The organism is Streptomyces sp. NPDC000594, from assembly GCF_040299965.1.
Classification (GTDB): domain Bacteria; phylum Actinomycetota; class Actinomycetes; order Streptomycetales; family Streptomycetaceae; genus Streptomyces.
This window is the reverse complement of sequence record NZ_JBEPCY010000024.1, coordinates 1-24,673: the sequence shown is the minus strand read 5'-3', so window position 1 is coordinate 24,673 and position 24,673 is coordinate 1. Positions and strand designations below refer to the sequence as shown.

The window sequence follows — 24,673 nt, the reverse complement described above, 5'->3', positions numbered from 1 at the left end:
CCCTGCTCCGCACGCCGACGGGGCACGGCGTACCACGGGAGCCCGGTCCACGGAGCGTCGTAACCCTGCTGTCGTACCCCTGCCGGTGTGCCGACCGTATCGGTGTCCCCCCGTACGTCTCCACAGCGTGATTCTGGCGGAACGGAGGGCCGTTCGGCAAAGATTCCGGGTGTCCGGCCCCTACGATGGGCGGAACGGGGCGGTGCCGGCCTGGTGCGACAGCGGGGGAGCAGGGGAGATGGAGCCCACGGAGACCCTGGTGGGACTGCCGTCACCGGCGGTGGCACCGCTGGTCGAACGGCTCGTCCCCGGCCCCGCCCGGAGCGGCCCCGAGCCACTGTCGGCGTTCGTGGTCCTCCCCGGCGGCGGTGCGCCCATCGGACCCGACGAGGGCAACGCCCTGATCTCCGAGCTGTTCCGGTACTCCTCGCACGGCCGGGGCCGCCGCTTCACCGCCGAGGAACGCACCCGGATCACCGCCGCCCTCAATGAGTCCCTGACCGCGCTGGGCACCCTGCGGCTGACCGATCGGGAGGCGGTCGGCGGGGGACACCGGGCGCTGCGGGACCGGCTGCTGCGCGAGGGCTCCATCGGGCGCGGCCTCTCCGCCAAGGGCAAACATGTCTGGCAGGAGCTGCTCAGCACCTTCTGCGTCCATGTGCTGCACCGGCTCGCCCACCGGGCCCCCGAATCCCCGGCACCGGCGGACCACCGGGCCCGGAGCAACGCCGAGTTGATCCGGCGCTCCGACGAACGGCTGCTCGCCCAGCGGCGGCGGCTGGAGGAGAGCGACCGCGACTTCGAACGCGACTATCTCGCCCGGATACGGGAGGAACACCGCACGGTCCGCGTCCTCGGCCTGGCCGAGGAGGGCGTCTCCGACGCCTCGGCGACCCGGCCGGCCGACCGCGTCGGGGTCACGGTACGGGCCGTCACCCCCCGGGGCGCCTCCCGGGACGCGGGGCTGCTGCCCGGGGAGCACCCACGGCTGCTGGTACGCGGCGGCCCCGGCTCCGGCAAGACCTTCCTGGCCGCCCGGCTCGCGATCGGGGCCACCCGGGAGGACGCCCCGCCCTGGCTGCGCGGACGCATCCCCTTCCCGGTCCCGCTCCGCTCACACACCGCATCCGACGCCCCACCCGGGACGGTCGACGAACTGATCGCCTCCCGCCCCGGCTTCCCCCTGCAACGGCTCCACGACGGCTGGATCGACCGGGTGCTCTCCGAGGGGCGCGGACTCGTCCTCCTGGACGGCCTGGACGAGGCGGCCTACGCCTATCGCACCGCCGTCGGGAAACTCATCGGCGAACTCGTCACCGTCCACCCGGGCAACCTCTGTGTGGTGCTCACCCGCCCGCACGCGGCCCGCGACGGCTGGCTCGCCCGGTCCGGCTTCACCGAGGCGACCCTGCTGCCGCTCACCGACGACGAGCGCACCGCACTCGTCCACCGGTGGAACCCCGGGGCACCGGGCGGACCCGACGACCCCGGGAGCCCCGAAGGCCCGGACAGTTCTGATACGGGGGCGGCGGCCCTGGAGGGTCTGCTGCGCTCCCGGCCCCCGCTCGCCGAGGCTGCGGCCACCCCCCTCATCTGCGCGACGCTCTCCGCGCTGACGGCCGAGCACGGAGTCCTGCCCGCCCCCGCCTATCTGCACGGGGTCACCGCGCTGCTGCTCGGCGCCCGGGACCGCGCCCGGCGTATCGGTGCCGAACGCGCCCTGCCGCTCCTCGACGAGGACCGGTACGCGGCCCTCCAGGCCGTCGCCCACCGGATGGCCCTCGACGGGCGGCCCGAACTCCCCTCCCGTACCGTCCTCCAGCTCTTCGAGGAGAGCGTGCCGGGCGTCGGCACCGGTCGGCGGGCGGTGGCGGCACGTGCCCTGCTCGCCTATCTGACCGAGCGCGCCGGGCTGCTGACGGCCCGTCCGGCGGACTCGGTCGCCTTCACCCATACGGCGGTACGGGACTTCCTTCTGGTGCGCCGGACCCTCACCACGGGCGACCGCCCCGTCGTGGCCGCGCCCGCCGGGGTGCCGGAGTGGATCGCGGCGGCCCGGGAGGACGGATACGAGGACGGATACGGGGGCGGGCACGCTGCCGGGGCGGTGCCTCCCCTGCCCCTGGAGCCGGTCGCGGCCGACGACGAGCCGCCCACGCTGGTGGTGCCGGATCCGGCCCTCGTCCCACCGGCCGAGACCACCCAGGCGGAGCCCCCGCAGGCCCTGCCCTCCCTGGGCGCGATCCCGCCGCCCCCGGTCCCCCCGGCCACCGGCCCCGCCCGGCCCCGTACCCCCGCCGCCGGTCCCGGGGCCGCCCCCCGGACCGCCTCCGACAGCGGGGTACGAGGGCTCGCCGCCGCGCTCAGCGTGGCCACCCGGATCGAGCCCGAGCTGCTGCGCGCCGTCCGGGTCCGGCTCTTCCCCCGGCTCGACGTGGGCGACGAGTCCGACCTCTGGTTCGGCCCCTGGACCGCCGCCCGCACCCAGGGCGCCATCGCCCTCCGCCCCGGGCTGCTCCCCGAACTCCGCGCCGAACTCGCCGAACGGCTCCGCCACAGCCCCCCGGACGACCCGCTGTGGAACCTCGGCGAGCTGGTCTCCCGCACCCATGCCGCCCTCTCGCCCGCGCTGCGCCTGGAGGAGCGGGCCGTCTGGGCCGATGTCTGTGTCCGCGCCGGTCGCGCCGAGGCGCTGGAGGAGGTGCTCCGGCCCGCGCTGCGCGCCCTGGTCGCCGAGGGCCGCGACGGGATCGCCGACTGGCTCGCGGGGGCCTGGCCCCGGCTCCCCGACGCCGTCCGGGGGACCGTCACCGCCTGGCAGCTCGCCACCGTCACGGCCCACCGGATCCCCGGCCATGGCCCCGCCGTCCCCGAGCCGCCCCCGGCGCTCGCCCCGGCGGATGTCGCCGTCCTCGCCGACGCGGTCCCCCAGGTACCGCTGACGGTGGCGCGCGTCGGCCGACGACTGCGGCTGGGCGGCCCCGTGAACGGCGGGGACGCGATCCTCGTACCCGACACCGATCCCCGGATGGTGGAGATCCTGCCGCTGCCCGACGGCCCCGCGCGCACGGTCCTGGTGGCATCCTGCGCCACGACCACCGTACGGATCGGCGCCGGGGGCGCCCGGCTCCGTACCCCCCTCGGCGCGGTCTACGAACTCCGGGGCGACCGTACGACGGACAGCGCTCCGCCGGAGGCCCGGAAGCTCCCGGAGCGGGCGACCGCCGCCGAACTCCTCGCCCTGCTGGACTCGGACATCTCCCTGAGCGCTCCACTGGCCGCGCTGGAGGGGCTGCGGGGGCTGCTGGAGCTGCTGTGCGAGGCCGGGCTCCCGGAGGTGGGGGTGCTGCCGGAGTACCGCCTCCCCGGGTCGTCGCGCCGGGTCGACGCGCTGGTCACCGGGTTCGGCCCGGAGGGCGAGTCCGTCTTTCTGGTGGTGGAGATCAAGGGGGGACAGCGGGTGGCACCCCAGGCGATCCGGACCGCGCTCTCCCGGGTCCGCCGGGACCGGGACCATCTCGTCCGGAGTCGGCTCCACTTCGCCGCGAGTCCCCAAAGGATGGGCGCCCTGGTCTACTGGGGGCGGACGGAGACCCGCTCGCTCACGGCATATCCGCCCACGGACATTCCGATCCTCGGTGAGTTCGCCCGGAACGAGGCCGTCGAGTTGCTTCAACGGCGCTTCTCCGAGCGGCCCGGTCTACCGGCCGCCGAAGATCTGCTCGACGGACCCGGGTGGGCCTTCTACTCCGTGCATCCGCAATTCACCGTGGCCCCGGGGTGGGAGGAGGGGTACGAGCGCGTGCTGGCCGAGGTGGTACGGGCCGGCAGCGCCGAGGTCAAGGAGGTCATCGTCGTCACGGGTGGCCCAGCCGGCGGCGGCACCGCCGTGGGGCTGGCCGTTCTGCGGGAACTGACGCGTCGCGGAGTCTCCGCCGTGTACACCAGCGCTTCAGCCGCTCTCAACGGCGCGGTTCGTGCGGCCTGGGCCTGCGGTCCTCCGGAGCTGGACAACATTCGCAACCTCGACTTCCTCCGAGGGCCGGGCGAGGGGCGCCCGTTCTCGCTGATCTGTGATGGTGCCCAGTACATCCGGATGTTCCCCAGGCGCCGCTCGCAGATCGAGAAGCTGATCAAGACCGCCCGGGTCCCCGTCTTTCTCCTGGACGAGCGGGGCGGCGGTCACCCCGGGGAGACCGGTACCTTCGCCGCCATCGCCCGTGCCGCCTCCCAAGCGGGCTGCACGGTCCGGGAGATCGACCTCGACGCACTGGCCCAGCCGCAGCGGGCCCCGTACGACCGGTGGGTCTCCGTCCTGCTCGGTCTGGAGCCGGACGGCTCGGTCCCGGGCGGCGGCCCTCCGCCCAACCCCGAGGTACGGCTCGCCGACACCCCGGGGGAGCTGGAGGAGCTGGTCTCCGCACGGATACGGCGGGGCCGCACCGCCCGCCTTCTCGCGGGGTGTTGCTGGACCGACCCGCCCGAGCACGGGAGCGGTTCAGGCATCCGACTAGGTGGCTGGTGGCGCCCCTGGGTTTCCCGGTCGTACGCGTCGCACGACGTTCCTGGCGCCGACACCTGGATGGTCCACCCCCAGGGCTTCGCCAGCATCGGCACCCCCCATCTCGCCCGGGGCACCCTCTTCGACTGGTGCGGTGTCATCATCGGCCCCGACCTGGTCTGGCGCGACGGCGACTGGGTCACCGACCGCCGCGCCTCCCGCGATCTGCGGATCCGCGACGCGTCCGACGAGGACGCCGACCGCTATATCCGGGCCGCCTACCGCACCCTGCTCACCCGGGGGCTCCACGGAGTGGTGGTCCACTCCACCGACCCGGAGACCCGGGCGATGCTGCGCGGGCTGCTCCCCGGGGGCTCCGGACCGGGGTGACGGAGCCCCCGGAATGACGGAAGGTCAGCAGATCCGGGGCAGCTGCTCCCCGAGCGGCAGATCCACCACCCGGGTCGCCCCGAACCCCGTCCGCGCCACCACCATCCCGGGATGGTCCGCCACACACTCGCCGATCACGGCCGCCTCCGCGCCCAGCGGATGCGCCCGCATCGCCGCGAGGACCGCCTCCGCGTGCTCCCGGGGCACCCAGGCGACCAGCTTGCCCTCGTTGGCGACATAGAGCGGGTCGAGCCCCAGCACCGCACAGGCGTTGGCGACCGGCGGCGGCACCGGGACGGCGCGCTCCGTGATGGCGATCCCGACCCCCGCCGCCGTGGCGATCTCGTGGAGCGAGGCGGCGAGGCCGCCCCGGGTGGGATCGCGCAGCACCCGCAGCTCCGGGGTGACCGCGAGCATGGCCTCGACCAGGGTGCCGAGGGCGGCGCAGTCGCTCTCGATCTCCACCCCGAACTCCAGCCCCTCCCGCACGCTCATGATCGCCACGCCATGGAGCCCGATGGCCCCGCTGACGATCACCACATCGCCGGGGCGGGCCCGCTGGGGCCGGATGTCGACCCCGGGCGGGATCAGCCCGATCCCGGCGGTGTTGAGATAGATCCCGTCGCCGTGGCCCGCCTCCACCACCTTGGTGTCACCGGTCACCACCTCGACCCCGGCCGCGCGGGCCGCGTCCCCGAGCGCCTGGGCGACCCGGGCGACCACGGCGGTCTCCACCCCTTCCTCCAGGATCGCCGCGCAGGAGAGATAGACCGCCCGCGCCCCGCTCATGGCCAGGTCGTTGACGGTGCCGTTGACGGCGAGGTCCCCGATGGAGCCGCCGGGGAAGAAGAGCGGCCGGACCACGAACGAGTCGGTGGAGAAGGCGATCCGGGCGCCGCCGAGTTCGAGGGCGGCCGAGTCGCCGAGCGTGGCCAGGGTGCGGTTCCCGAAGGCCGGGAGGAAGACGTTCTCGATCAGTTCGGCGGAGAGCGCCCCGCCCCCGCCGTGGCCCATCACCACCCGGGGGTGGTCGCGCAGGGGGGCGGGACAGGTCCAGTCGGCGATGTCGACCAGCGGCAGCCGGGGAAGCACGGTGTCAGCCAACGGGGTCCACCTCCCGGGCGGGGACCGGGGCGCCGAGCCGCCGGTAGAGGTAGTACGCGGCACACGCGCCCTCGCTGGAGACCATGGTGGCCCCCAGGGGGGTGCGCGGGGTGCACAGGGTGCCGAAGGCCGGGCACTCATGCGGCTTCAGCAACCCCTGGAGCACCTCGCCGCTGTGGCACTCGGCGGGTTCCCGGGTGTCGATGCCGGTCACGTCGAAGCGGTACTCGGCGTCATGGTCGCGGTAGCGGGGCGAGAGCCGCCAGCCGCTCCGTTCGATCACCCCGATCCCGCGCCAGGCGCGGTCGGTGACCTCGAAGACATCCTCCAGCATCGCCCGCGCGGCCGGGTTCCCCTCCGGCCGTACCGCGCGCGGATAGGCGTTCTCCACCCGGTGTTCGCCCCGCTCCAGCTGACGCACGGTGCGCCGGACGCCCTCCAGGATGTCCAGTGGCTCGAAGCCGGTGACCACGATCGGCACCCGGTGGCCGGCCGCGAGCGCCGGGTACTCCCCGGTGCCCATGACGCTGCACACATGACCGGCGGCGAGGAAGCCCTGTACCCGGCAGTCGGGCGAGGTCATGATGGCCTCGATCGCCGGGGGTACCCGGACGTGCGAGACCAGCATGCTGAAGTTGCGCACCCCGCGCTCGCGGGCCTGGTGGACCGCCATGGCGTTCGGCGGGGCCGTGGTCTCGAAGCCGATACCGAAGAAGACCACCTCGCGGTCGGGGTGTTCACGGGCGATCCGCAGCGCGTCCAGCGGTGAGTACACCACCCGGACGTCGCCGCCCTCGCTCCGTACCCGGAACAGGTCCCGGTCGGTGCCGGGCACCCGGAGCATGTCCCCGAACGAGCAGAAGATCACCCCGGGGCGGGCGGCGATGGCCAGCGCCTTGTCGATGACCTCCAGGGGGGTGACACAGACCGGGCAGCCGGGGCCGTGGATCAGCTCCACCTCGTCGGGGAGCAGCTGGTCGATGCCGTGCCGGATGATGGTGTGGGTCTGTCCGCCGCAGACCTCCATCAGGGCCCAGGGGCGGGTCACGGTCGCCCGGATGTCGTCCAGCAGGCCCCGGGCCAGCTCCGGGTTCTGGAACTCCGTCAGATATCTCACCGGCCCGCCTCCCGCCCGGTCCACTCCGCCGTCTCCTCGGGGCCGGCCTGGGCCGCCGCCTCCCAGGGGTCGCCGAACTCCTCCTGGATCAGTCCGAGTTCGGCGAAGAGTTCGAGGGTCTTCAGCGCCGACTCCTCGTCCAGCCGCTGGAGCGCGAAGCCGACATGGACGATGGCGTACTCACCCACCGCCAGGTCCGGCAGATACTCCAGGCATACGTCCTTGACCACACCGCCGAAGTCCACGACCGCCATCCGGGTGCCGTCCCGCTCCTCGATCTCGATCACTCTGCCGGGCACCGCCAGGCACATCGGCCCGCCTCCTCTTCTGTCTCGTCCGTCGCTTCTGTCTCGTCCGTCAGGGCCCGCGCGGCCACCATCAGCTGGCCGAGTGCCAGTCCTCCGTCATTGGGTGGCACCCGGCGGTGCCGGAGTACGGTGAAGCCGTCCGCCGCCAGTGCCGCCGCGCATGCCGACAGCAGCAGGGCGTTGCCGAAGACCCCGCCGGTCAGTGCCACCGTGGCCAGGCCGTGGCGGTCCCGGGCGCGTACGCACAGGGCGTGGACCAGCCCGGTCACCCCGGCGTGGAAGCGGGCCGCCACCAGCCCGGCGGGTGCCCCGGAGCGCAGATCGGCCACGGCCGACACGAAAACCGGGGCGGGATCAGCCGTCCAGGGCCCGTCCGTCCCGGGGGAACCCTGTGGTGGCGGCTCCGGTTCGCGCAGGACGAACGCGTACCCCGCGCCGGAGAGCGGGCCATGGGCGTACGCCGCCGCCTCCAGCTCGATCGCCGCCTGTGCCTCGTACCCGGCCCGGTGGCAGACGCCCGCCAGCGACGACATCGCGTCGAAGAGCCGGCCCATGCTGGAGGTGGCCACCGAGTGCAGCCCGGTCTCCAACTGCCGGGCCAGCACCCGCAGCTCGTCCTCCGGGCAGGCCGCCACACAGGCGAGGTCGGGTGTCCAGGCGATCCCCGAGGCCCGCAGCCAGGAGAGGGCCATCCGGTACGGGCGGGCCACGGCCGCGTCCCCGCCCGGCAGCGGTACGGGCGCCAGCCGGGCGAAGCGGCCGAAGCCGTCGTAGTCGGCGATCAGCACCTCACCGCCCCAGACGGTGCCGTCGGTCCCGTGGCCCGTACCGTCGAAGGCGACACCGATCACCGGCCGGGTGCCGTCGAGACCGTGCTCCGCCATCGCCGCCGCGACATGGGCGTGATGGTGCTGGACCCGGGGGACCGGCCGGCCCGCCGCCAGCAGCTCGGCCCGCCGGGCGGAGCGGTAGCCCGGGTGCCCGTCCGCGACCGGAGCCGCGCCCGACACCCCGGTGACGGCGGTCAGATGGGCCACCGCCCGGTCGAAGGCGCGCAGGGTGGCCAGGTCGTCCATGTCGCCGATATGGCCCGAGAGCCAGGCCCGGTCGCCCTCCGCGAGCGCGAAGACGTTCTTGAGGTCGCCGCCCGCCGCGAGCACCGGCCGCACCGGCACCGGCAGGGGTACCGGCGTGGGGACGTACCCCCGGGAGCGGCGCAGCGGCAGGGGTTCGCCGTCCACCACCCGGACCACCGAGTCGTCGCAGGGCACCCGGATCGGACGGTTGTGCGCCAGCCAGCCGTCGACCAGCGGAGCGAGCCGTTCCAGGGCCTCGGCATCGTCGGTGACGATGGGCTCGCCGGCCAGATTCCCGCTGGTCATCACGAGCACCGCCGGGCCGTCGGGATCGCTGTCCAGGCCGAGCAGCAGATGGTGGAGCGGGGTGTACGGGAGCATCACCCCCAGATCGGGGGAGCCCGGTGCGACCCGGCCGGCCGCGATCCGGCCGGAGGCCCCGGGGCGGCGGCGCAGCAGGACGACGGGCCGCGCCGGGCCGGTCAGCAGCCGCCGTTCCGCAGGGCCGAGGCGGACCAGCGGTTCGATCTCGCCGGGGGTACGGGCCATGAGCGCGAAGGGTTTGGCGCCCCGGTTCTTGCGGCGGCGCAGCAGCTCCACGGCGTCCGGGTCGGTGGCGTCGCAGGCCAGGTGGTAGCCGCCGAGCCCTTTGACGGCCAGGATCGCGCCCTTCGCGAGCAGCCGCCGGGCCTCGGTGAGGGCGCTCTCGCCGCCGCGTACCGGGGCGCCGGGGACGGTCAGGGTGAGCCGGGGGCCGCAGTCGTGGCAGGAGACCGGCTGGGCGTGGAAGCGCCGGTCCGCCGGGTCGGTGTACTCCCGGGCGCAGGCGGGACACATCGGGAATCCGGCCATGGTCGTATGGGCGCGGTCGTAGGGGAGCGCGGTGACGATGGTGAAGCGCGGTCCGCAGTCGGTGCAGGTGATGAAGGGGTGACGGTAGCGGCGGTCGGTGGGGTCGCCGAGTTCGGCCAGACAGGCGGCGCAGGTGGCGGTGTCGGGCGGGATCAGGGTCCGGGCCCGGCCCGTCCCGGTGCGGGAGGAGGGCACGATCGCGAAGCCGCGCGCCCCGGTGGCGCGCACGCTCTCCTGTCGTACGGAGACGACATCGGCGAGCGGCGGGGCGTCGGCGGCCACCCGGCGGCAGAAGGCGTCGACGGCCTCCGGTGCCCCCTCCACCTCGGCGAGGACCCCGTCACCGGTGTTGGTGACATGGCCGGAGAGCCCGAGCGCGGTGGCGAGGGTGAAGACGAACGGCCGGAAGCCGACGCCCTGCACCAGCCCCTGGACGGCGACCCGCCGCCGCAGGACCGCCGTGGCCGGGTCGCCGGTCACCGCCGGTCCGCCACCGGGGTGCCCTGGGGTCGTTCGGGGGTGTACGGGTGCCCGTGCGCGTGGTCCGGCTCATGGTGGTGGTCCGGCCCGTGATGGGCGTGCTCGGGGGTGTGCTCATGGGCGTGGATGTGGTCGTGCGGGTGCGGGTGCGGGTGCGGGTGCGGGTGCTCGTGTTCGTGCGCGTGGTCCGGTACGGGAAGCGGCGCCCCGGTGTCCTGCCCGCCGGCCATCACCGGGCGGTGCGGGCGGTCCCCCTCACGCACCCCCAGCGCCCGGTCCAGCAGCACCCCGAGGCCCTGTCCGGTCCTGGCGGAGGTGAAGACCACCTCGACCCCCGGGTTGACCCGGGCGACATGGTCGAGGAAGGCGGCCTCGTCGAAGCCGACGGCGTCCGCCAGATCCACCTTGGTGACCAGTACCAGCTGGGCCAGACCGAACGCGGTGGGGTACTTGAGCGGCTTGTCCTCGCCCTCGGTCACCGACGCCAGCGTCACCCGCAGCGACTCGCCGAGGTCATAGACGGCGGGGCAGACCAGATTGCCCACGTTCTCCACGAACAGGATCCGGGTCTCCGGCGGGAGCCAGCCCGCCAGATAGCCGCGCAGCATCACCGCCTCCAGATGGCACAGCCCGCCGGTGAGCACCTGCTGGACCGGGACCCCGGTCCTGGCGAGCCGCCGGGCGTCGTTCTCCGTCGCCAGATCGGCGGTGAGGGCCGCCACCGGCACCCCCCGCTCCCGGGCCAGCGCCAGCTCCTCCTCCAGCAGCGCGGTCTTGCCGCTGCCCGGACTGGAGAGCAGATTGACGGCCACCGTGCCCCGGGCGGCCAGCTCGGAGCGGAGCAGCCGCGCGATGTCGTCGTTGTGGGCGAGGACCGCCTGCCGGAGGTCGGACGAACGGCACATGGCACCTGTCCCTACTGATCGTTCCCGTATCTGTCGTGTGCCCGGCCGGGGTCAGCCGTGGACCCGTTCCGCGCCGTCGGCCCAGGCGACCTCACGGATCCTCAGCTCCCGTCCGCTCAGCAGCTCCGCCGTGGCGCCCGCACAGCGCGGACAGAGCAGATCGGGCGGCAGCCCCGGCGCCCACGTGACCCCGCAGGGGTCGCAGCGCGCCCGGGCCGGAATCGCGACGGTCTCCAGCTCCGCGCCCTCCAGCACGGTCCCCGCGCAGGCCAGACCGAAGCAGAACGCCAGGGCGTCGGGGACCACCCCGGCCAGCTCACCGATCTCGACCCGGACCGCCGTCGCCGCCGTCGCGCCGCGCCGCTCGGCCTCCCGCGCCACCTGCTCGACCACGGCCGAGGCGATCGACATCTCATGCACGGCACGCCTCATTCCACGGCCGGTCCACGGCCTTCAGCTGCACCACGGTCCCGCCCGCGCGGGCGGGCGTGCGTCCATTCCACGGCCCCCGCCCGGCGGGGACGGGGCGCCACGCCGCCGGGCCCGTACGGCCCGCCCCATTCGCAGCAAGGTGCCCAGGAGCGGGCCGGGAAGGGCGCGGCGCCGGTCGTACGGGTCACATCCGGGAGATCTCCAGATACCGCTTGATGTCGGGCATGGTGCGCCACAGCACCAGCCCGATCGCACCCGCCAGGGCCGTACCGATCACCGCTTTCAGCATGATGACGCCTCTCTCTCGGACCGCTCTCTCCCGGACCGCTGGGACCCCGTCGCGCTCTCCCCGCCCCGCCGCCCGGACCCCGCCGTGGCCGTGACCGGCGGCCCGGCCGTCGTCTCCTCGTCGAGCAGCCGCCGCACCAGCCGTACCGCCTCCTCGACGGCGGCGGTGACCGGGGCGCTCAGCCCCATCCCCTCCTCCAGGGAATCCGGTTCGCAGCCCACGACCAGGATCCGGCGGGGCGGGCTGCCGCCGGTGCCCGCGCTCAGCGCGGAGAGCAGCGCCAGGACCGCGTCCGGGCCCATGCGATGGCCGTCGAGGGCGGGGGTCGCGGAGGGTTCGACGGGGCCGGTCTCCGGCTCGATGAGATGGAGCGTGCCGGGCGGGGAGCCCCGGCCGACCGCGTCGACCAGGATCAGGGTGCGATAGCCGTCGAGCAACTGATAGGCGAGATGGACCCCGCGCACCCCGATGTCGGCCACCTCGACCCCCGGGGGCAGCGGCCCGGCCGCGAGCCGCCGGACGCACTCCACACCGAAGCCGTCGTCCCCGAGGAAGACATTGCCCACCCCGGCGACCAGCACCCCCGCGCTCATGACTCCTCCAGGGGGGAGACCTCGTCGGGCTGGAAGTAGCGGAACCGGCCCTGGGCGCGCCAGAGATCGGCGCCCGGGTCGTCCTCGACGGTGACCGCCAGATGGACCGAGCCGTCCACATCGTGCAGCACCGCCTCCACCCGGGCCGTACGGCCCGCGAGGAACAGATCCTGGGCGTCGGTACGGCGCCGCCCGGGGCGCAGCCGTACCCGGTCGCCCGCGCCCACCAGCCGGCCCTCGACGGGCACCCGGTCCCGCCCGGGATCCACCTCGCGGTCCCCGCCCGGGTCCCACCAGGGCAGCTCCCCGGGCCGGGTGGCATCCGGGGACGCGGTGGCGGACCGCAGCGAGCGCACCGCGCCGTGCAGCCGTTCCAGCACCTCGGGCGGGATGGCGGCGGCGAAGTCGACCACCGCGCCCGCCCGTTCGTCGGTGCCGCGCGCCTCCCGCATCTCCCGGTCCGTCAGACAGGCGGTGCGCAGCGCGAGGATCTCGTCGATCTCGGTGGCGTCGTAGAGGGCGGCCGGGGACTCCGGGGCGATCTCCGGATGGTCCTCCAGGATGATCGGCGAGGAGAGCAGCACATCGTCGCCCGCCCCGGCCAGTACCGGCCAGGTGTGCTCGTTGCGGCACCCGGCCACCGCCGGGGCGGCCCACCGGGGCGGGTCGGCCGAGGAGAGAAAGGCGCCGGTGTCGAGGGCGAGCAGCAGATGGGCGGAGATCAGCGAGTACGGCAGGGCCTCGGCCCGCTCGTCCCCGCCGGTCCGGTCCGGCCCGGAGCCGACGCCGGTCCGGTCCGGCCCGGAGCCCCCGGCATCCTCTGTGTCCTCGGCGTCTTCGGCGGGCCGCAGCTCGCCGGTGTTGGCCACCTCGGCGGTGAGCCGCAGCGCCCCGTACGGGCCCGGGATCTCCCGTACCCGTACCCGGATCACCCCCCGGACCTCCGCACAGCTCCGCAGCAGCCGCCCCACCGGGGCCCCCGCCTCCTCGACCGTCTCCTCCTCATGGCGCGGCGGAAGGCGGAAGGGGTGCTCGAACCCGCCGGGGCGGGTGAGCCGGTCCACCGGGAGCAGCAGCCGGACGGTCTCGGTCACCCCCTCGTCCCAGGGGACGAGGATCCGGTCGGCCAGCTCCAGTTCGGCCACGGTCCGGTGGACGCCCGGGGCGGTGCGCCGCTGAACGGTTCTGCGGCGCGCCCGCAGAAAGCGCAGTTCGACCGCGAGCCGGGCCCCGGCGCGGGGCTCCATCAGACAGTCGGTCCGCTGGTGGGAGGGGTCCTGTCCGGCCGTGCCGAGGGCGGGCGGCACCAGGACGCCGAACTGCCAGCGCAGCCGGTTCTTGGCGGCGGAGGCACGGTACGGATAGAGGACATACCCCTCGAAGAGGACGGCGTCGGCGATCCGGCGGGCCGGGGCCAGCCGCTCCTCCAGGGCGTCCGGAAAGGCGTCGACGGCCTCGGTCATGACCCTTCCACCCCGTCGCCGTTTCCGCTGCCCCGGTCGTCGTCGCGGGCGGCGGCGTCCAGCAGGGCCCGTACGGTCGTCTCCCAGGAGGGCAGCGCCCGCCGGGTACGGAAGGCCAGCAGATCGTCCATCGCGTCGGCGGGCAGCCGCAGCCAGCGACAGCCGGGGAAGTGCTGCTCCATCATCTCCCGCCACACCTTCACCGGCAGGCGCACCGGGGCCTCCCGGTCCCAGGGCACGGGCGTGACATGGAAGCCCGCCGGACCGCTGAAGACCGTGCCGGAGAAGAGGATCAGCAGGGGGACATCGCCGCTCTCCAGGGCGTCGAAGTAGCGGGTGGCGGCGATGTCCAGGTCATAGGTGCACGGCACCGGGAGGTCGATCTCGGTCTCCCCGGTGAAACCGGGCACCATCAGCGGGACCTCGGCGAACTGGAGCGGGTGCAGGGTCCCGCCCCATCGGGAGCGCTCGCCGAAGAGCCCGTTCAGCCGTTCCCCCTCGCCCTCGTCGTAGCCCCGGCGGGCCGGTTCGATCCGCAGCTGGCAGCGGAGGGCGAGGGCGTGCACCGGGGTGCCGGCCGGGGCGGTGATCCGCAGCCGGAGCATCAGGGTCGGCCCGGCGGCGTGCCGGTCGGCGCGCACCTCGGTACAGCGGAAGCCCAGCTCTCTCATGCCACGGCCTCCGTCGACAGGGGCCGGGCCCGGTCCTCCAGCGCCGCGAAGAAGGCGTCCAGCTCGGCATGGGCCTCACTGCCGCCGTCGAAGCCGCGCCAGCGCAGCCGCATCCTGCCGACGAGTTCATAGGCGAGGTCGACCGGGACGAGACAGCAGTGGATCCGGTCGCCGGTCCGGCGCAGCAGCAGGGCCTCCACATCGGGGCGGAGCGCGGCGGCCAGCCTGCTCCGCCCGAAGGCCGCCTCCCAGGCGGACGTGTCGAGTTCGGCCTCGGTGGCCCCGGCGGGGCTGGGGTAGCAGAGCACGGGGCGGCCGAGTGCCGAGTCGTGCAGGACGAAGGCGGTGCTGACGGGGGTGCGCAGGGCCGCCCAGGCCGCCGGGTCCATCTCCTGTCCCGGGTCGGTCAGACAGCGGTCGGAGAGGGCCAGATAGCGTCCGGCGCGGGCGGCGGGCGGTTCGAAGAGCAGGGCGCAGGCGGTGCAGACACAGACCAGGGCGCGGGCGGTGGTGTCCGCGAGATGCCGGTGGCCCGGGGCGATCTCCTCTCCGCACAGGCCGCACCGCTCGGGGCGGGCGGGGGCCGGGCCGCGCAGGGTGCGCAGCAGCTCCGTACCGGGGAGGGAGAGCGGGGAGCGGCTCCGTTCCGCCGTGCCGCCCGCCGTACCCGCCGCTGTGCCCGCCGCCGCTTCCGCCCGTGAGGTGCTCGTGGTGCGGGTCGCGCCCGTCGGGGCCGTCACCGTGCCTCCGCCGGTGTCGCCGCCGGGGGCCTGCTGCCGATCTGGAGCAGCGGCGCCGGGGGTTCGGCGCGCTCCCAGACGATCTCGCTGACCTCGGGGGCGTGACAGGCGATGGCGCCCTCGACGTCCTCGGGGCCCCCGCCGCAGCCGCACCCCCGTTCGGCGCGGCGCAGGGTGAGCCGGCCGCTCTTCTCGTCGAAGCCGTCCGGTTCCAGCCGGACCGCGCCCGCTCCGGCGGCTTCGAGGGCCCGGCCGATGCGTACCCGTACGGGATCCGGGTGGAGGTCGTGCAGCACCAGCAGCCCGGCGACCACCGGGTCCTGGACCGCCGTGGCGAGGGAGCCCGGGGGCAGCGCCGTCACCAGCCGGGTCAGCCCGTCCCCGTAGAGCGCCATCAGGGTGCGGACGAGGTCCTCGCCCGCCTCCCGGGCGCCGTCGCCGGCCAGCCGGTCCAGGCTCCGCTGGACCCGCAGTCCGGTCTCCTCCGCCGTCATCCGCCCAGTCCGCTCAGGCCGGTGGGGACATGCATCCGCTCCAGGGTGCGGCCCTTGCCGACATACATGTGCACCCCGCAGGGCAGACACGGGTCGAAGCTGCGCACGGCCCGCATGATGTCGATGCCCTTGAAGTTCTCCGGGGGGTTCTCCTCGAAGATCGGGGTGTTCTGCACGGCGTCCTCGTACGGTCCCGGGGTGCCGTAGCTGTCCCGGACGCTGGCGTTCCAGGGGGTGGGGGGATAGGGGTGGTAGTTGGCGATCTTTCCGTCGCGGATCACCATGTGGTGGGAGAGGACCCCGCGCACGGCCTCGGTGAAGCCGCAGCCGATGCTCTCGTCCGGCACCTCGAACCGCTCCCAGGTCTTGCTGTTGCCGGCCCGTACCTCGGCGAGGGCCTTCTCCGCGAAGTGCAGTGCCGCCGCCGCCGCGTACGCCTGGAAGTAGGTGCGGGCGCGGTTGCGCTCGATGGCGTTGCTCCAGGCGGGGATCCGCCACTCGAAGGTGGTCTCCGGCTTGGTCATGGAGCGGGGCAGATTGATCTTCACACTGTGTCCGGTGGCCTGGATGTAGCCGATGTCGACCAGCCCGGAGAGGGCGGTGGACCAGAGCCGGGCGATGGGGCCGCCCCCGGTGTCCAGGGCGAGATGCTCCTTGCCGTCGAACCAGCGTGGGGACATCACCCAGCTGTACTTGTCGGCGAAGTCGCGCTTCTGCGGGGCGGGGATGGTGTGCTGGTTCCAGGGGTGCCGGGGGTCGACCGGGTTGCCCAGCGGGTCATGGGTGACAAAGAGGTCCCGGCCCTGCCAGTCGTCGTAGTACGAGCTGCCGAGCAGGATCCGGATGCCGAGGTTGATCTCGGTGAGGTCATTGGTGACCAGCTTGCCGTCGACCACGACACCCGGGGTGACGAACATCTTCCGTCCCCAGTCGGTCATGTTGCGATAGGTGAAGTCGCAGTGGTCGGGGTCGTTGAGACTGCCCCAGCAGCCGAGCAGCACCCGGCGCCGGCCGACCTCCTCGTACCCGGGCAGTGCCTCGTAGAAGAAGTCGAACAGGTCGTCGTGGAGCGGGACGACCTTCTTCATGAACTCCACGTACCGCATCAGCCGGGTGAGATAGTCGGTGAACAGCTGTACGGTCGCGACGGTCCCGACGCCACCGGGATAGAGGGTGGAAGGATGGACGTGCCGCCCCTCCATGAGACAGAACATCTCCCGGGTGTACCGGCTGACCTGGAGGGCCTCCCGGTAGAACTCGCCCTCGATGGGGTTGAGCGAGCGCATGATGTCGGCGATCGTGCGATAGCCGTGGTCCCCGGCGTGCGGGGCCTCGGTCCGCTCGGCCAGCTCCAGCACCCCGGGGTTGGTCTCGCGGACCATCCGCTCGCAGTAGTCGACGCCGACCAGGTTCTCCTGGAAGATGTTGTGGTCGAACATGTACTCGGCCGCTTCGCCGAGGTTGATGATCCACTCACCGAGGTGCGGCGGCTTCACCCCGTACGCCATGTTCTGCGCGTACACCGAGCACGTGGCGTGGTTGTCGCCGCAGATACCGCAGATCCGGCTGGTGATGAAGTGGGCGTCCCGGGGGTCCTTGCCGCGCATGAAGACGCTGTAGCCGCGGAAGACCGACGAGGTGCTGTAGCACTCGGCGACCCGCTTCGCCTTGAAGTCGATCTTGGTGTGGATGCCGAGGCTGCCCACGATCCGGGTGATCGGATCCCAGGACATCTCCATCAGGCCGCTGCCGTCACCGGCCGCCTTGGTCTTCGGTCCCATGGTCTGTGTCGTGCCCTTCTGCGTACGGGGTGGGGGCGGGGCTGCGGCCGGCGGGACCGGCGGGAGGGGTCACCAGGGGCTGCGATAGCCGGTGGTGAGGGTGGCGCCCGGGTGGCGCCAGCGCGGTTCCTTGTCGACGGTCCGCAGGGTGATGGAGCGCAGCTTGCGGATGACCGAGCCATAGGCCGAGCTGGCGTCACTGGAGACATGCGAGCCGGGCGGCGGGTCCATGAAGGGCATGAACTTGTCGGGGAAGCCGGGCATGGTGCAGGCGATGCAGATACCGCCCACATTGGGACAGCCGCCGACGCCGTTGATCCAGCCGCGCTTGGCGACATTGCACTTGACCACCGGGCCCCAGCAGCCGAGGCGCACCAGGCACTCGGGGGTGCCGTACTCGGTGGCGAACTGGCCCTGCTCGTAGTAGCCGCCCCGGTCGCAGCCCTCGTGCACCGTCGCACCGAAGAGCCAGGCCGGGCGGAGCCGGTCGTCCAGCGGGATCATCGGCGCGGACCCGGCGAGCTGGTACAGCAGATAGGTCAGGGTCTCCGCGAGGTTGTCGGGCTGGATGGGGCAGCCCGGCACACAGACGATCGGCAGCCCCGCCTTGGACTTCCAGCCCCAGCCGAGATAGTCGGGGACGCCCATGGCGCCGGTCGGATTGCCCGCCATGGCATGGATCCCGCCGTAGGTGGCGCAGGTGCCGATGGCGACGATGCCGGTGGCCTTGGGGGAGAGCCGGTCCAGCCACTCACTGGTGGTGATGGGCTGGCCGGTGAGGGGATCGTCGCCGAAGCCGCACCAGTACCCCTCCTGCTTGATCCGCTCATTGGGGATCGAGCCCTCCACCACCAGGACGAAGGGGTCCAGCTCGCCCCGCTCCGCCTTGAAGAACCACTCGATGAAGGTGTCCGCGCCCTCCACCGGGCCGCACTCGAAGTCGATCAGCGGCCAGTGCACCGCGATCTTGGGCAGCCCCGGCAGCGCACCGGTGACGATCTCCTCGATGCTGGGCTGCATGGCGGCGGTGAGGGCCACCGAGTCACCGTCGCAGCTGAGGCCCGCGTTGATCCAGAGGATATGGATGACGTCGCTCTCCGCCGCCGGGTCGTCCGCGGGGGAATGGCTGCCGGTGCGCGGGGCGGTGCCGGTGTCGCTCATGTGGTGTCTCCCCGTTCCAGGGCAGAGGTCGGTCAGGGGGAAGCCCCTTACCTAAAGGTCATAACACTCCATGAGCTGACATGTCGGCTTATGGAGCGCCGTTGGGGTCGCCCGGAAAGCCCCGCCGCGACAGGGCCGTCCGGCTGATCCATGCCATCGGACCGGGGCGGCTGTGATCCGCGTCTCAGGGGTAAACCGGCGGGCCGTCGCCGGGCGTATGGCCGGGAGAAACGACTCAGCGAGGAGCCGATGGCACACCAGACACACCGTGACCCCCGACCGTCCGCGGTCACGGTCCCGCAGCCCCGTGCCACCGGGGAGGCCAACGGAGAGGCCGCCGGCTCCCCGGCCGGATCCGGGGCGTCCGGGGGTACGGGGGGATTCCGCCGCGCCGCCCCGGCCGGTGGTCGGCGGGCCGGTGGCCGGCGGGCCGGGAGGACGGGGCGGTCCGCCGGGTTCGCGCGAGCCGGCGGGACCGGGCGGGCGCTGTGGACCGTGGTGGCCGTCCACGCCGTGACCACCGCCGTCCATCTGGTGATCCTCGCCCTGATGAACGGCCCCGACGGCCCCGCGCTGAAGGACCGGCTGCTGGCCTGGGACGCGTCCCTCTATCTCTCCATAGCCACCGACGGCTACCCCGACACCTTCTCCTACGACGGCGAGGGCCGGCTGACCGGGAACACCCTCGCCTTCTTCCCGCTCTACCCGCTGCTCACCCGCCTCCTCCACCAGAACACCGGGCTGGACCCGGGCTCCGCCGCCGTCGCCGTCTCCCATCTGGCACTGGCGGCGGCACTGTTCGCGGTCCACCGGCTGCTCACCGGGGTGTACGGGGAACGTGTCGCGGTCATCGGCGTCATGCTGCTCGCGGGTGCCCAGCCGATGGCCCTCACCTTTCTCATGGCGTACAGCGAGGCCCTCTTCCTGGCGCTCGCGGCGGGCACCCTGCTCGCCGCCCACCGGCACGCCTGGCTCACCGCCGGGTCCCTGGCCCTGCTCGCCGGGCTCACCCGGCCCGCCGCCTTCGCGGTGACCGTGGCCCTGGTCGTCGCGGTGGTGCTGGAGATCCGCCGCGTCGGGCGGCCCACCTGGCGGCCGGCCACCGCGGTCGCGCTCGCCTGCGCCGGGACCCCCGCCTATCTCCTCTGGGTGGGCAACCGCCTCGGGCGCCTCGACGGCTGGTTCGTCGTCCAGGAGGCGGGCTGGGGCACCCGGTGGGACAACGGCGCCGCCTTCTTCCGCTTCCTCGGGGACACCCTGCGCTCCGGCGACGGCTGGGTGCCCCTCAGTACGGCGGTGCTGCTGGTCGCCGCCGTCTGCGGCACCGTCCTCGCCTGGCGGCGCGGCGCCTGGCCACCGCTGCTGGTGTACGGGACCACGGTGCTCGTCATGACCCTCGGGCAGAGCAACTACTACCACTCCAAGCTGCGGCTGGTCGCCCCGGCGCTGGTCTTCCTGCTGCCGCTCGCCGTGGGGCTCGCCCGGGCCCGCCGCCGTACGGCCGTCGTCGTGCTGGCCCTCTCGCTGCTCTTCGGGAGCTGGTACGGGGCCCATATGCTCACGGTCTGGCGGTACGCGATCTGACCGGACGGGCGGTCCGGGGCGGGCGGTCCGGGATGTGCGACGGGCGTTCCGCGAGGCGGGCGCTCCGGGACATGCGTGTGCCCGGGGGCCGTGGCGCCGGCCCCCGGGCACATGGCTCTCCGGTCAGCGGCCCTGGAGGGTCCGCACATTGTTGCCGAAGGTCCAGTTCCTGGATCCGTCCCAGTTGAGGGACCAGGTCATCAGCCCCTTGAGGGCGTTGTTGTAGCCGTTCCAGGCCTGGGCGACCAGCGACGGTGACATATGGCCGCCACCCGCGCCGACCTGGGCGGGCAGCCCCGGGGCCTGCTTGTCGTAGGGGACCCGGATGGTGGTGCCCTGGATGACCAGCCCGCGGTTGAGGCAGTCGGTCTGGGCGCGGAACCCGGCGACCGTTCCGGCGGAGTAGGAGTCACCGGAACACCCGTACATGGCGCCGTTGTAATACTGCATGTTCAGCCACCACAGGCGGCCGTTGTCGGCGTACTTCTTGATGATGGGCAGATACGAGCCCCAGATGGAGCCGTAGACCACACTGCCGCCGGTGACATAGGCGGTCTCGGGGGCCATGGTCAGCCCGAAGTTCGGGGGCATCTGGGCCAGCACCCCGTCGATGATGTGGATCAGGTTGGCCTGGGAGGCGGAGAGCTGGTTGATGTTCCCGCTGCCGACCAGACCGGTCTCGATGTCGATGTCGATACCGTCGAAGTTGAACCGCTTGAGGATCGGCACGATGGTCGCGATGAAACGGTCGGCCACGGTGCGCGAGCTGAGGTCGATGCCCGCGGCGGCGCCGCCGATGGACATCAGGATGGTCTGGCCGTCCTGCTTGGCCCGGCACATCTCGGCGGGGGTCGGCACCCGGACGGTGTTGTCCATGCCGTCCTCCCACAGCACCGTGCCGTCGGAGCGGATCACCGGGAAGGCGGCGTTGAGCACGTTGTAGCCGGCCGCGCGGATCCGGGGATCGGTGATGGGGATCCAGCCGAGCGGGGGATGGACGCCATTGGCGGCGCCGTCCCAGTTCTCCCAGTAGCCCTGGAGTACCTTGCCCGCGGGCTTCGACTTGACGGCGCAGACATCGGCCGGGGGCGGGGCGAGGGCGGTGGCGGAGGCGGCGGCGGGCAACTGGGCGAGAAAGGCCAGTGCGAGACCGGCGCCGACCAGGCGCAGGGTCCGACGGATCATGCGTGGTGCTCCCTTCGTGCCGTTCATGGGGACGGCCGGGAGGAGAGCGGTACGGCGGCACAAGCGGCCGTGGCAGGGACGACGGGGCCTCGGGGGTGGGGGGACACGCTCACCTCCTGGATGTGGGGCCTGGAGAGGTACGCGGGCCCACGGTAAGTTGGTCCAGACCAACCGTCAATGGGGCGGTACCGCAAGGGAGTTGAACACCTCGCGCGCGCCGGGTGTACGCCCGGCGGATCCGGCGCGGCCCGGGTTGTCCACAGGGGAGGTCGACTGTCGGTGCCGTCTGCCACAGTGGCTCCATGACCACGGACACCATGTCGCCCGAGGCGCTCCCCCTCGACGACTTCTGGCAGCTCATCGATGTCGCGCGCGGACAGGTCACACCCGACCGCCCCTTCGCCGACGTGCTCACCGACGTGCTGGCGGCCCGCCCGCCGCAGACCGTCCTCGCCTATGAGCGCAGCTTCACCCGGCTCCATGACGAGCTGTACCGATGGGATGTGTGGGCCGCCGCCTATCTCATAGGCGGGGGCTGCTCGGACGACTCCTTCATGGACTTCCGCGCCGGGGTCATAGCCCAGGGCCGTGCGTGGTACGAGCAGGTGCGGGAGTCACCGGACAGCCTCGCCCGCCACCCCATCGCCCTCGGCGGCGAGCCCGAACTGCTGGAGGAGATCCTTTTCGACGAAGGGGTGAACTACGCCGCCGCCAAGGCCTATCCCCGGGCCCTCGGCGACCCCGAGGCATGGGACACCATGGTCGCCGAGGGATATGACGCCGACAGCCCGGAGGAGACCGTCCTCGGCGAGGACTTCGACTTCGAGGACGAGAGCGAGCTGCGCCGCCGGCTGCCCTCACTCACCGCGCTGCTGATCGGCGGCGGAGCGGGTTCCTGAGGCCGGCCTGGGGGACAGGGGCCCGAGGGAGGGGCAGGGGATGCGGGGGAGGGGAGGGGAGGGGGGCGGGGGCCCGGGGGAGGGGGTCAGATGCCGGGGGTCGCCGCCACCGCGCCGGAGGCTATGGCGGAGGTCAGCGCCGCGTGATCACGGGTGTTCTGATCCATGTACCGCACGGCGAACTCACCGAGCGAGCGGTCGAAGGTCTCACCGCCGCCCAGATAGGAGGCGATGGCGAGCCGGTCGCCCGAGCGCGCATGGGCATGGGCGAGGGCCGTGCCGCACAGCTCGGCATAGCGGCGCAGCATGCCCGGGGTCATGGACTCGATGTCGACCGAGCCCTTCATGTCCCTGAGCTGCCGCCAGTAGAAGTGGCGGCCGTGCGGCCCGGTGACCCAGCCGAGGAAGATGTCGCTCGCGGCCTGGAGCAGCAGCTGCCCCGCGACCACCCGATGGCCGTGGTGGTCATGGACGCTGGGGGTGAGCCACTGTTCCAGCACCGAGGGTCCGGCCTCCTTGATCTGGAGGAAGAGGGGGTCGTCGGCGTCCCGTCCGGTCAGCAGCACCACGAAGCAGCGGGTGCCCACACTGCCGACCCCCACCACCTTGGTGGCGACATCCACCACCCGGAAGGCGTCGAGGAGCCGCCGCCGGTGCTCGGGAAGGCTGGAGCGGTAGTCGGTGAAGATCTTGCGGATGGTGTTGCGGCCCAGGGTGTCGACGGGGGCCAGCAGCGGTGGGTCGCTGATGATCCGGCGCTGCCCGTTCACCACCTCCGTCAGTTTGCGCTGGGCCTGGAGGCTGGTGCGCCGGCGGGCGCGGGCGAACTGGGCCTCCACGAGCGAGCGGTTCCCGGGCCGCACCAGCGGCAGCAGTTCGGCGGTGTCGATATGGGCGTACCAGACCGCCAGCTCGCCCTCCGTGGCCAGTCTCCGCATGGTCTGCCGGTAGCCACGGGCGGCGGCCTCGGCGGCGCGGCGGGCCTGTGCCGGGCCCTGGCCGTTCTCCAGCGCGGCGACGGCGGCGCTGACGGCGAGCCGTTCCACATCCCACTCGAAGGGGCCGGGCAGGGTCTCGTCGAAGTCGTTGAGGTCGAAGAGGAGGGCGCGCTCGGGGGAGGCGTACATCCCGAAGTTCAGCAGATGGGCGTCGCCGCAGAGCTGGACGGTCAGTCCGGTGTGCGGGCGGGCGGCGAGGTCGGCGGTCATCACGGCCGCCGCGCCGCGCAGAAAGGCGAAGGGGGAGACGGCCATCCGCCCGTAGCGGATCGGCAGCAGTTCGGGCACGCGGTCCACCGCCTGCCGCTCCAGCACCCCGATGGGGTCGGGCCGGTCGGCGGACGGGACCCAGGCACCGTAGGAGGACCGGGGGACGGACTTGCGTTCGGCCTTGCCCCGGCTGGTCCGCCCGGCGGGTGCGGCCGGTGTCGCCATGGAGACCTCCTGCGTACGAGCCACCGTGCGGCGCGGCGCCGGGGATCCCGTCGCACCCGCCGTGCAGAGGGGGCTGTGATCCAGTGAACGCCGTACGGGCGGGCGGCGCAATCGCGGCCCGGCGCCCCGGGGCCTTTGGGGGTCCCGGGGTGCCGGACCGTCGCGCGGTCATGACCGTCAGTGGTCGCCACCCGAGGTGACATCGAGGCGGCGGGTGAAGGTCCGCCCGCCGTCCTGGGACTCGTAGACCCCGTCCTGGCTCGCCGCGATCAGACGCTTGCCGTCGAGGGCGGTCAGTGCCTGCGGGGCCCCGCCGGGCAGGGTTCCGGCCGGGCGCCAGCCCTTGCCGCCGTCGTCGCTGACGGAGAGCTTCCCCTTGATGTCCACGCCGTAGAGGACGTTCCCGGGTGTCCAGGAGAGGAAGGCGTGCCGGGGGCCGGAGCCGGGGCCGAAGCTCTCGCCGCCGTCGGTGCTCCGGGAGATCCCGGACTCGGTGGTCGCGAGCACCGTTTTGGGGTCGTCGGGGCTCACCGCGATGTCCAGGGCGGTGAGCCGGGAGCGGCTGTCCCAGCTGTCGCCGCCGTCCTTGCTCACCCGGAGCAGGCCGTTGGTGGAGTCGTAGCCGTAGATCGTGTCGTGGGCGACGACCAGGGAGTGGAAGTCGACCTCGCCGACCAGCGACTTGTCCTTCCAGGAGCGGCCGGAGTCGGTGCTCTCGATGAGCCCGAGGTTGGCGGGGGCGTCCCGGTCCGGCGCGGGATGGCCGCTCGCCAGGAAGCGGCCCTTCCCGGCCACGGTGAAGCCCATGAAGTCGTCCTTGCGGTCGCCCACCAGGGCGGGGTGTCCGTTCTTGTCCGGGGTGTAGATCCCGTTGTGCGTCGCCACATAGAGCTTGCCGTCGGCCGGGCCGATCTCCACACCGTGGATATGGCTGATCGAGCCGGCGCCGGAGGTGTCCTGGTCGTCGCTCCCGCCGCCGGAGCAGGCGGTGAGGGTGAGGGCCAGCGCCCCGGCGGCACAGAGGGATATGAGGGTACGGCGCTTCATCATCAGGTCCTGATCAGTGGGGTACGGGCCGCTGCGCGGCCGGAGGGACCGCGCGGGGCGCGGCGAAGGAAGGGGCCGGGACGGGACCGCGGGTGACGGTCTCCACGGCGCCCTCCACGGTGGCTGCGCTCTGCTGGAGCGGTACGGATACGGGTGGTGCGGGCATGG

General features: G+C 73.3%; 20 protein-coding genes. 3 read left to right on the top strand and 17 right to left on the bottom strand.

Going from position 1 to position 24,673, the window contains the following annotated elements; genetic code table 11:
- Positions 1-238 precede the first annotated feature (238 nt).
- Positions 239-4,891, top strand: a complete 4,653-nt coding sequence (locus tag ABT354_RS26785; RefSeq protein WP_351498263.1) for a DNA/RNA helicase domain-containing protein — start codon at positions 239-241, stop codon at positions 4,889-4,891.
- A gap of 24 nt (positions 4,892-4,915) precedes the next feature.
- On the opposite strand, the gene hypE is transcribed toward ABT354_RS26785, so the two are convergent.
- The 14 genes from hypE to ABT354_RS26720 form a co-directional block, all read right to left on the bottom strand.
- Positions 4,916-5,995, bottom strand: a complete 1,080-nt coding sequence (gene hypE, locus ABT354_RS26780) for a hydrogenase expression/formation protein HypE (RefSeq protein WP_351498261.1) — start codon at positions 5,993-5,995, stop codon at positions 4,916-4,918.
- Positions 5,988-7,112 carry a hydrogenase formation protein HypD gene (hypD, locus tag ABT354_RS26775; RefSeq protein ID WP_351498259.1) on the bottom strand — a complete coding sequence of 375 codons (1,125 nt, stop codon included), beginning with the start codon at positions 7,110-7,112 and terminating at the stop codon, positions 5,988-5,990. Before hypD ends, hypE begins: the two co-directional genes overlap by 8 nt.
- Positions 7,109-7,423, bottom strand: coding sequence for a HypC/HybG/HupF family hydrogenase formation chaperone (locus ABT354_RS26770; RefSeq protein WP_351498257.1), 315 nt, complete (start codon positions 7,421-7,423; stop codon positions 7,109-7,111). The genes hypD and ABT354_RS26770 overlap by 4 nt, the downstream gene beginning before the upstream one ends.
- On the bottom strand, positions 7,396-9,828 hold the full coding sequence (gene hypF / locus ABT354_RS26765) for a carbamoyltransferase HypF (protein WP_351498255.1): 2,433 nt from the start codon (positions 9,826-9,828) through the stop codon (positions 7,396-7,398). Before hypF ends, ABT354_RS26770 begins: the two co-directional genes overlap by 28 nt.
- Positions 9,825-10,733 carry a hydrogenase nickel incorporation protein HypB gene (gene hypB / locus ABT354_RS26760; protein ID WP_351498253.1) on the bottom strand — a complete coding sequence of 303 codons (909 nt, stop codon included), beginning with the start codon at positions 10,731-10,733 and terminating at the stop codon, positions 9,825-9,827. Before hypB ends, hypF begins: the two co-directional genes overlap by 4 nt.
- A 51-nt stretch (positions 10,734-10,784) precedes the next feature.
- Complete coding sequence (hypA, locus tag ABT354_RS26755) at positions 10,785-11,153, bottom strand: hydrogenase maturation nickel metallochaperone HypA (protein WP_351498251.1); 369 nt, start codon at positions 11,151-11,153, stop codon at positions 10,785-10,787.
- Between the two features lie 196 nt (positions 11,154-11,349).
- A complete protein-coding gene (locus ABT354_RS38115) occupies positions 11,350-11,454 on the bottom strand; it encodes a DUF6893 family small protein (protein WP_502983510.1) in 105 nt (34 codons plus the stop codon).
- Positions 11,448-12,047 (bottom strand): hydrogenase maturation protease, encoded by a 600-nt coding sequence (locus ABT354_RS26750; RefSeq protein WP_351498249.1) that lies wholly within the window; start codon positions 12,045-12,047, stop codon positions 11,448-11,450. The genes ABT354_RS38115 and ABT354_RS26750 overlap by 7 nt, the downstream gene beginning before the upstream one ends.
- Positions 12,044-13,510 (bottom strand): hypothetical protein, encoded by a 1,467-nt coding sequence (locus tag ABT354_RS26745; RefSeq protein WP_351498247.1) that lies wholly within the window; start codon positions 13,508-13,510, stop codon positions 12,044-12,046. The genes ABT354_RS26750 and ABT354_RS26745 overlap by 4 nt, the downstream gene beginning before the upstream one ends.
- The gene (locus tag ABT354_RS26740; RefSeq protein WP_351498245.1) at positions 13,507-14,181 is read right to left on the bottom strand and encodes a DUF6084 family protein; all 675 of its coding nucleotides are present in this window, start codon (positions 14,179-14,181) and stop codon (positions 13,507-13,509) included. Before ABT354_RS26740 ends, ABT354_RS26745 begins: the two co-directional genes overlap by 4 nt.
- Complete coding sequence (locus tag ABT354_RS26735; RefSeq protein ID WP_351498426.1) at positions 14,178-14,789, bottom strand: DUF5947 family protein; 612 nt, start codon at positions 14,787-14,789, stop codon at positions 14,178-14,180. Before ABT354_RS26735 ends, ABT354_RS26740 begins: the two co-directional genes overlap by 4 nt.
- Before the next feature lie 128 nt (positions 14,790-14,917).
- Complete coding sequence (locus tag ABT354_RS26730) at positions 14,918-15,415, bottom strand: NifU-related iron-sulfur-binding protein (protein ID WP_351498243.1); 498 nt, start codon at positions 15,413-15,415, stop codon at positions 14,918-14,920.
- Positions 15,412-17,196, bottom strand: a complete 1,785-nt coding sequence (locus ABT354_RS26725; RefSeq protein WP_351498240.1) for a nickel-dependent hydrogenase large subunit — start codon at positions 17,194-17,196, stop codon at positions 15,412-15,414. Before ABT354_RS26725 ends, ABT354_RS26730 begins: the two co-directional genes overlap by 4 nt.
- A gap of 69 nt (positions 17,197-17,265) precedes the next feature.
- The gene (locus tag ABT354_RS26720) at positions 17,266-18,357 is read right to left on the bottom strand and encodes an NADH-quinone oxidoreductase subunit B family protein (protein WP_351498238.1); all 1,092 of its coding nucleotides are present in this window, start codon (positions 18,355-18,357) and stop codon (positions 17,266-17,268) included.
- 249 nt (positions 18,358-18,606) lie between these two features.
- Here ABT354_RS26720 and ABT354_RS26715 point away from each other — a divergent pair, with 249 nt between their 5' ends.
- A complete protein-coding gene (locus ABT354_RS26715; RefSeq protein ID WP_351498236.1) occupies positions 18,607-19,941 on the top strand; it encodes a hypothetical protein in 1,335 nt (444 codons plus the stop codon).
- Positions 19,942-20,064: 123 nt separating this feature from the next.
- Here ABT354_RS26715 and ABT354_RS26710 read toward each other — a convergent pair whose 3' ends face one another.
- Positions 20,065-21,126, bottom strand: coding sequence for a chitinase (locus ABT354_RS26710; RefSeq protein ID WP_351498234.1), 1,062 nt, complete (start codon positions 21,124-21,126; stop codon positions 20,065-20,067).
- A 302-nt stretch (positions 21,127-21,428) separates the two neighbouring features.
- Here ABT354_RS26710 and ABT354_RS26705 point away from each other — a divergent pair, with 302 nt between their 5' ends.
- The gene (locus ABT354_RS26705; RefSeq protein ID WP_351498232.1) at positions 21,429-22,025 is read left to right on the top strand and encodes a DUF4240 domain-containing protein; all 597 of its coding nucleotides are present in this window, start codon (positions 21,429-21,431) and stop codon (positions 22,023-22,025) included.
- 86 nt (positions 22,026-22,111) lie between these two features.
- On the opposite strand, the gene ABT354_RS26700 is transcribed toward ABT354_RS26705, so the two are convergent.
- Together ABT354_RS26700 and ABT354_RS26695 are read right to left on the bottom strand one after the other, a co-directional pair.
- Positions 22,112-23,458 (bottom strand): DUF2252 domain-containing protein, encoded by a 1,347-nt coding sequence (locus ABT354_RS26700; RefSeq protein WP_351498230.1) that lies wholly within the window; start codon positions 23,456-23,458, stop codon positions 22,112-22,114.
- 177 nt (positions 23,459-23,635) lie between these two features.
- Positions 23,636-24,508 carry a F510_1955 family glycosylhydrolase gene (locus tag ABT354_RS26695; RefSeq protein WP_351498228.1) on the bottom strand — a complete coding sequence of 291 codons (873 nt, stop codon included), beginning with the start codon at positions 24,506-24,508 and terminating at the stop codon, positions 23,636-23,638.
- Positions 24,509-24,673 lie beyond the last annotated feature (165 nt).

Bases quoted from the DNA above. Each gene is read 5' to 3' on its own strand.
- ABT354_RS26785 (WP_351498263.1), top strand. From the start codon at position 239: ATGGAGCCCACGGAGACCCTGGTGGGACTGCCGTCACCGGCGGTGGCA.
- ABT354_RS26770 (WP_351498257.1), bottom strand. From the start codon at position 7,423: ATGTGCCTGGCGGTGCCCGGCAGAGTGATCGAGATCGAGGAGCGGGAC.
- hypB (WP_351498253.1), bottom strand. From the start codon at position 10,733: ATGTGCCGTTCGTCCGACCTCCGGCAGGCGGTCCTCGCCCACAACGAC.
- ABT354_RS38115 (WP_502983510.1), bottom strand. From the start codon at position 11,454: ATGCTGAAAGCGGTGATCGGTACGGCCCTGGCGGGTGCGATCGGGCTG.
- ABT354_RS26750 (WP_351498249.1), bottom strand. From the start codon at position 12,047: ATGAGCGCGGGGGTGCTGGTCGCCGGGGTGGGCAATGTCTTCCTCGGG.
- ABT354_RS26745 (WP_351498247.1), bottom strand. From the start codon at position 13,510: ATGACCGAGGCCGTCGACGCCTTTCCGGACGCCCTGGAGGAGCGGCTG.
- ABT354_RS26740 (WP_351498245.1), bottom strand. From the start codon at position 14,181: ATGAGAGAGCTGGGCTTCCGCTGTACCGAGGTGCGCGCCGACCGGCAC.
- ABT354_RS26730 (WP_351498243.1), bottom strand. From the start codon at position 15,415: ATGACGGCGGAGGAGACCGGACTGCGGGTCCAGCGGAGCCTGGACCGG.
- ABT354_RS26725 (WP_351498240.1), bottom strand. From the start codon at position 17,196: ATGGGACCGAAGACCAAGGCGGCCGGTGACGGCAGCGGCCTGATGGAG.
- ABT354_RS26720 (WP_351498238.1), bottom strand. From the start codon at position 18,357: ATGAGCGACACCGGCACCGCCCCGCGCACCGGCAGCCATTCCCCCGCG.
- ABT354_RS26715 (WP_351498236.1), top strand. From the start codon at position 18,607: ATGGCACACCAGACACACCGTGACCCCCGACCGTCCGCGGTCACGGTC.
- ABT354_RS26710 (WP_351498234.1), bottom strand. From the start codon at position 21,126: ATGATCCGTCGGACCCTGCGCCTGGTCGGCGCCGGTCTCGCACTGGCC.
- ABT354_RS26705 (WP_351498232.1), top strand. From the start codon at position 21,429: ATGACCACGGACACCATGTCGCCCGAGGCGCTCCCCCTCGACGACTTC.
- ABT354_RS26700 (WP_351498230.1), bottom strand. From the start codon at position 23,458: ATGGCGACACCGGCCGCACCCGCCGGGCGGACCAGCCGGGGCAAGGCC.
- ABT354_RS26695 (WP_351498228.1), bottom strand. From the start codon at position 24,508: ATGATGAAGCGCCGTACCCTCATATCCCTCTGTGCCGCCGGGGCGCTG.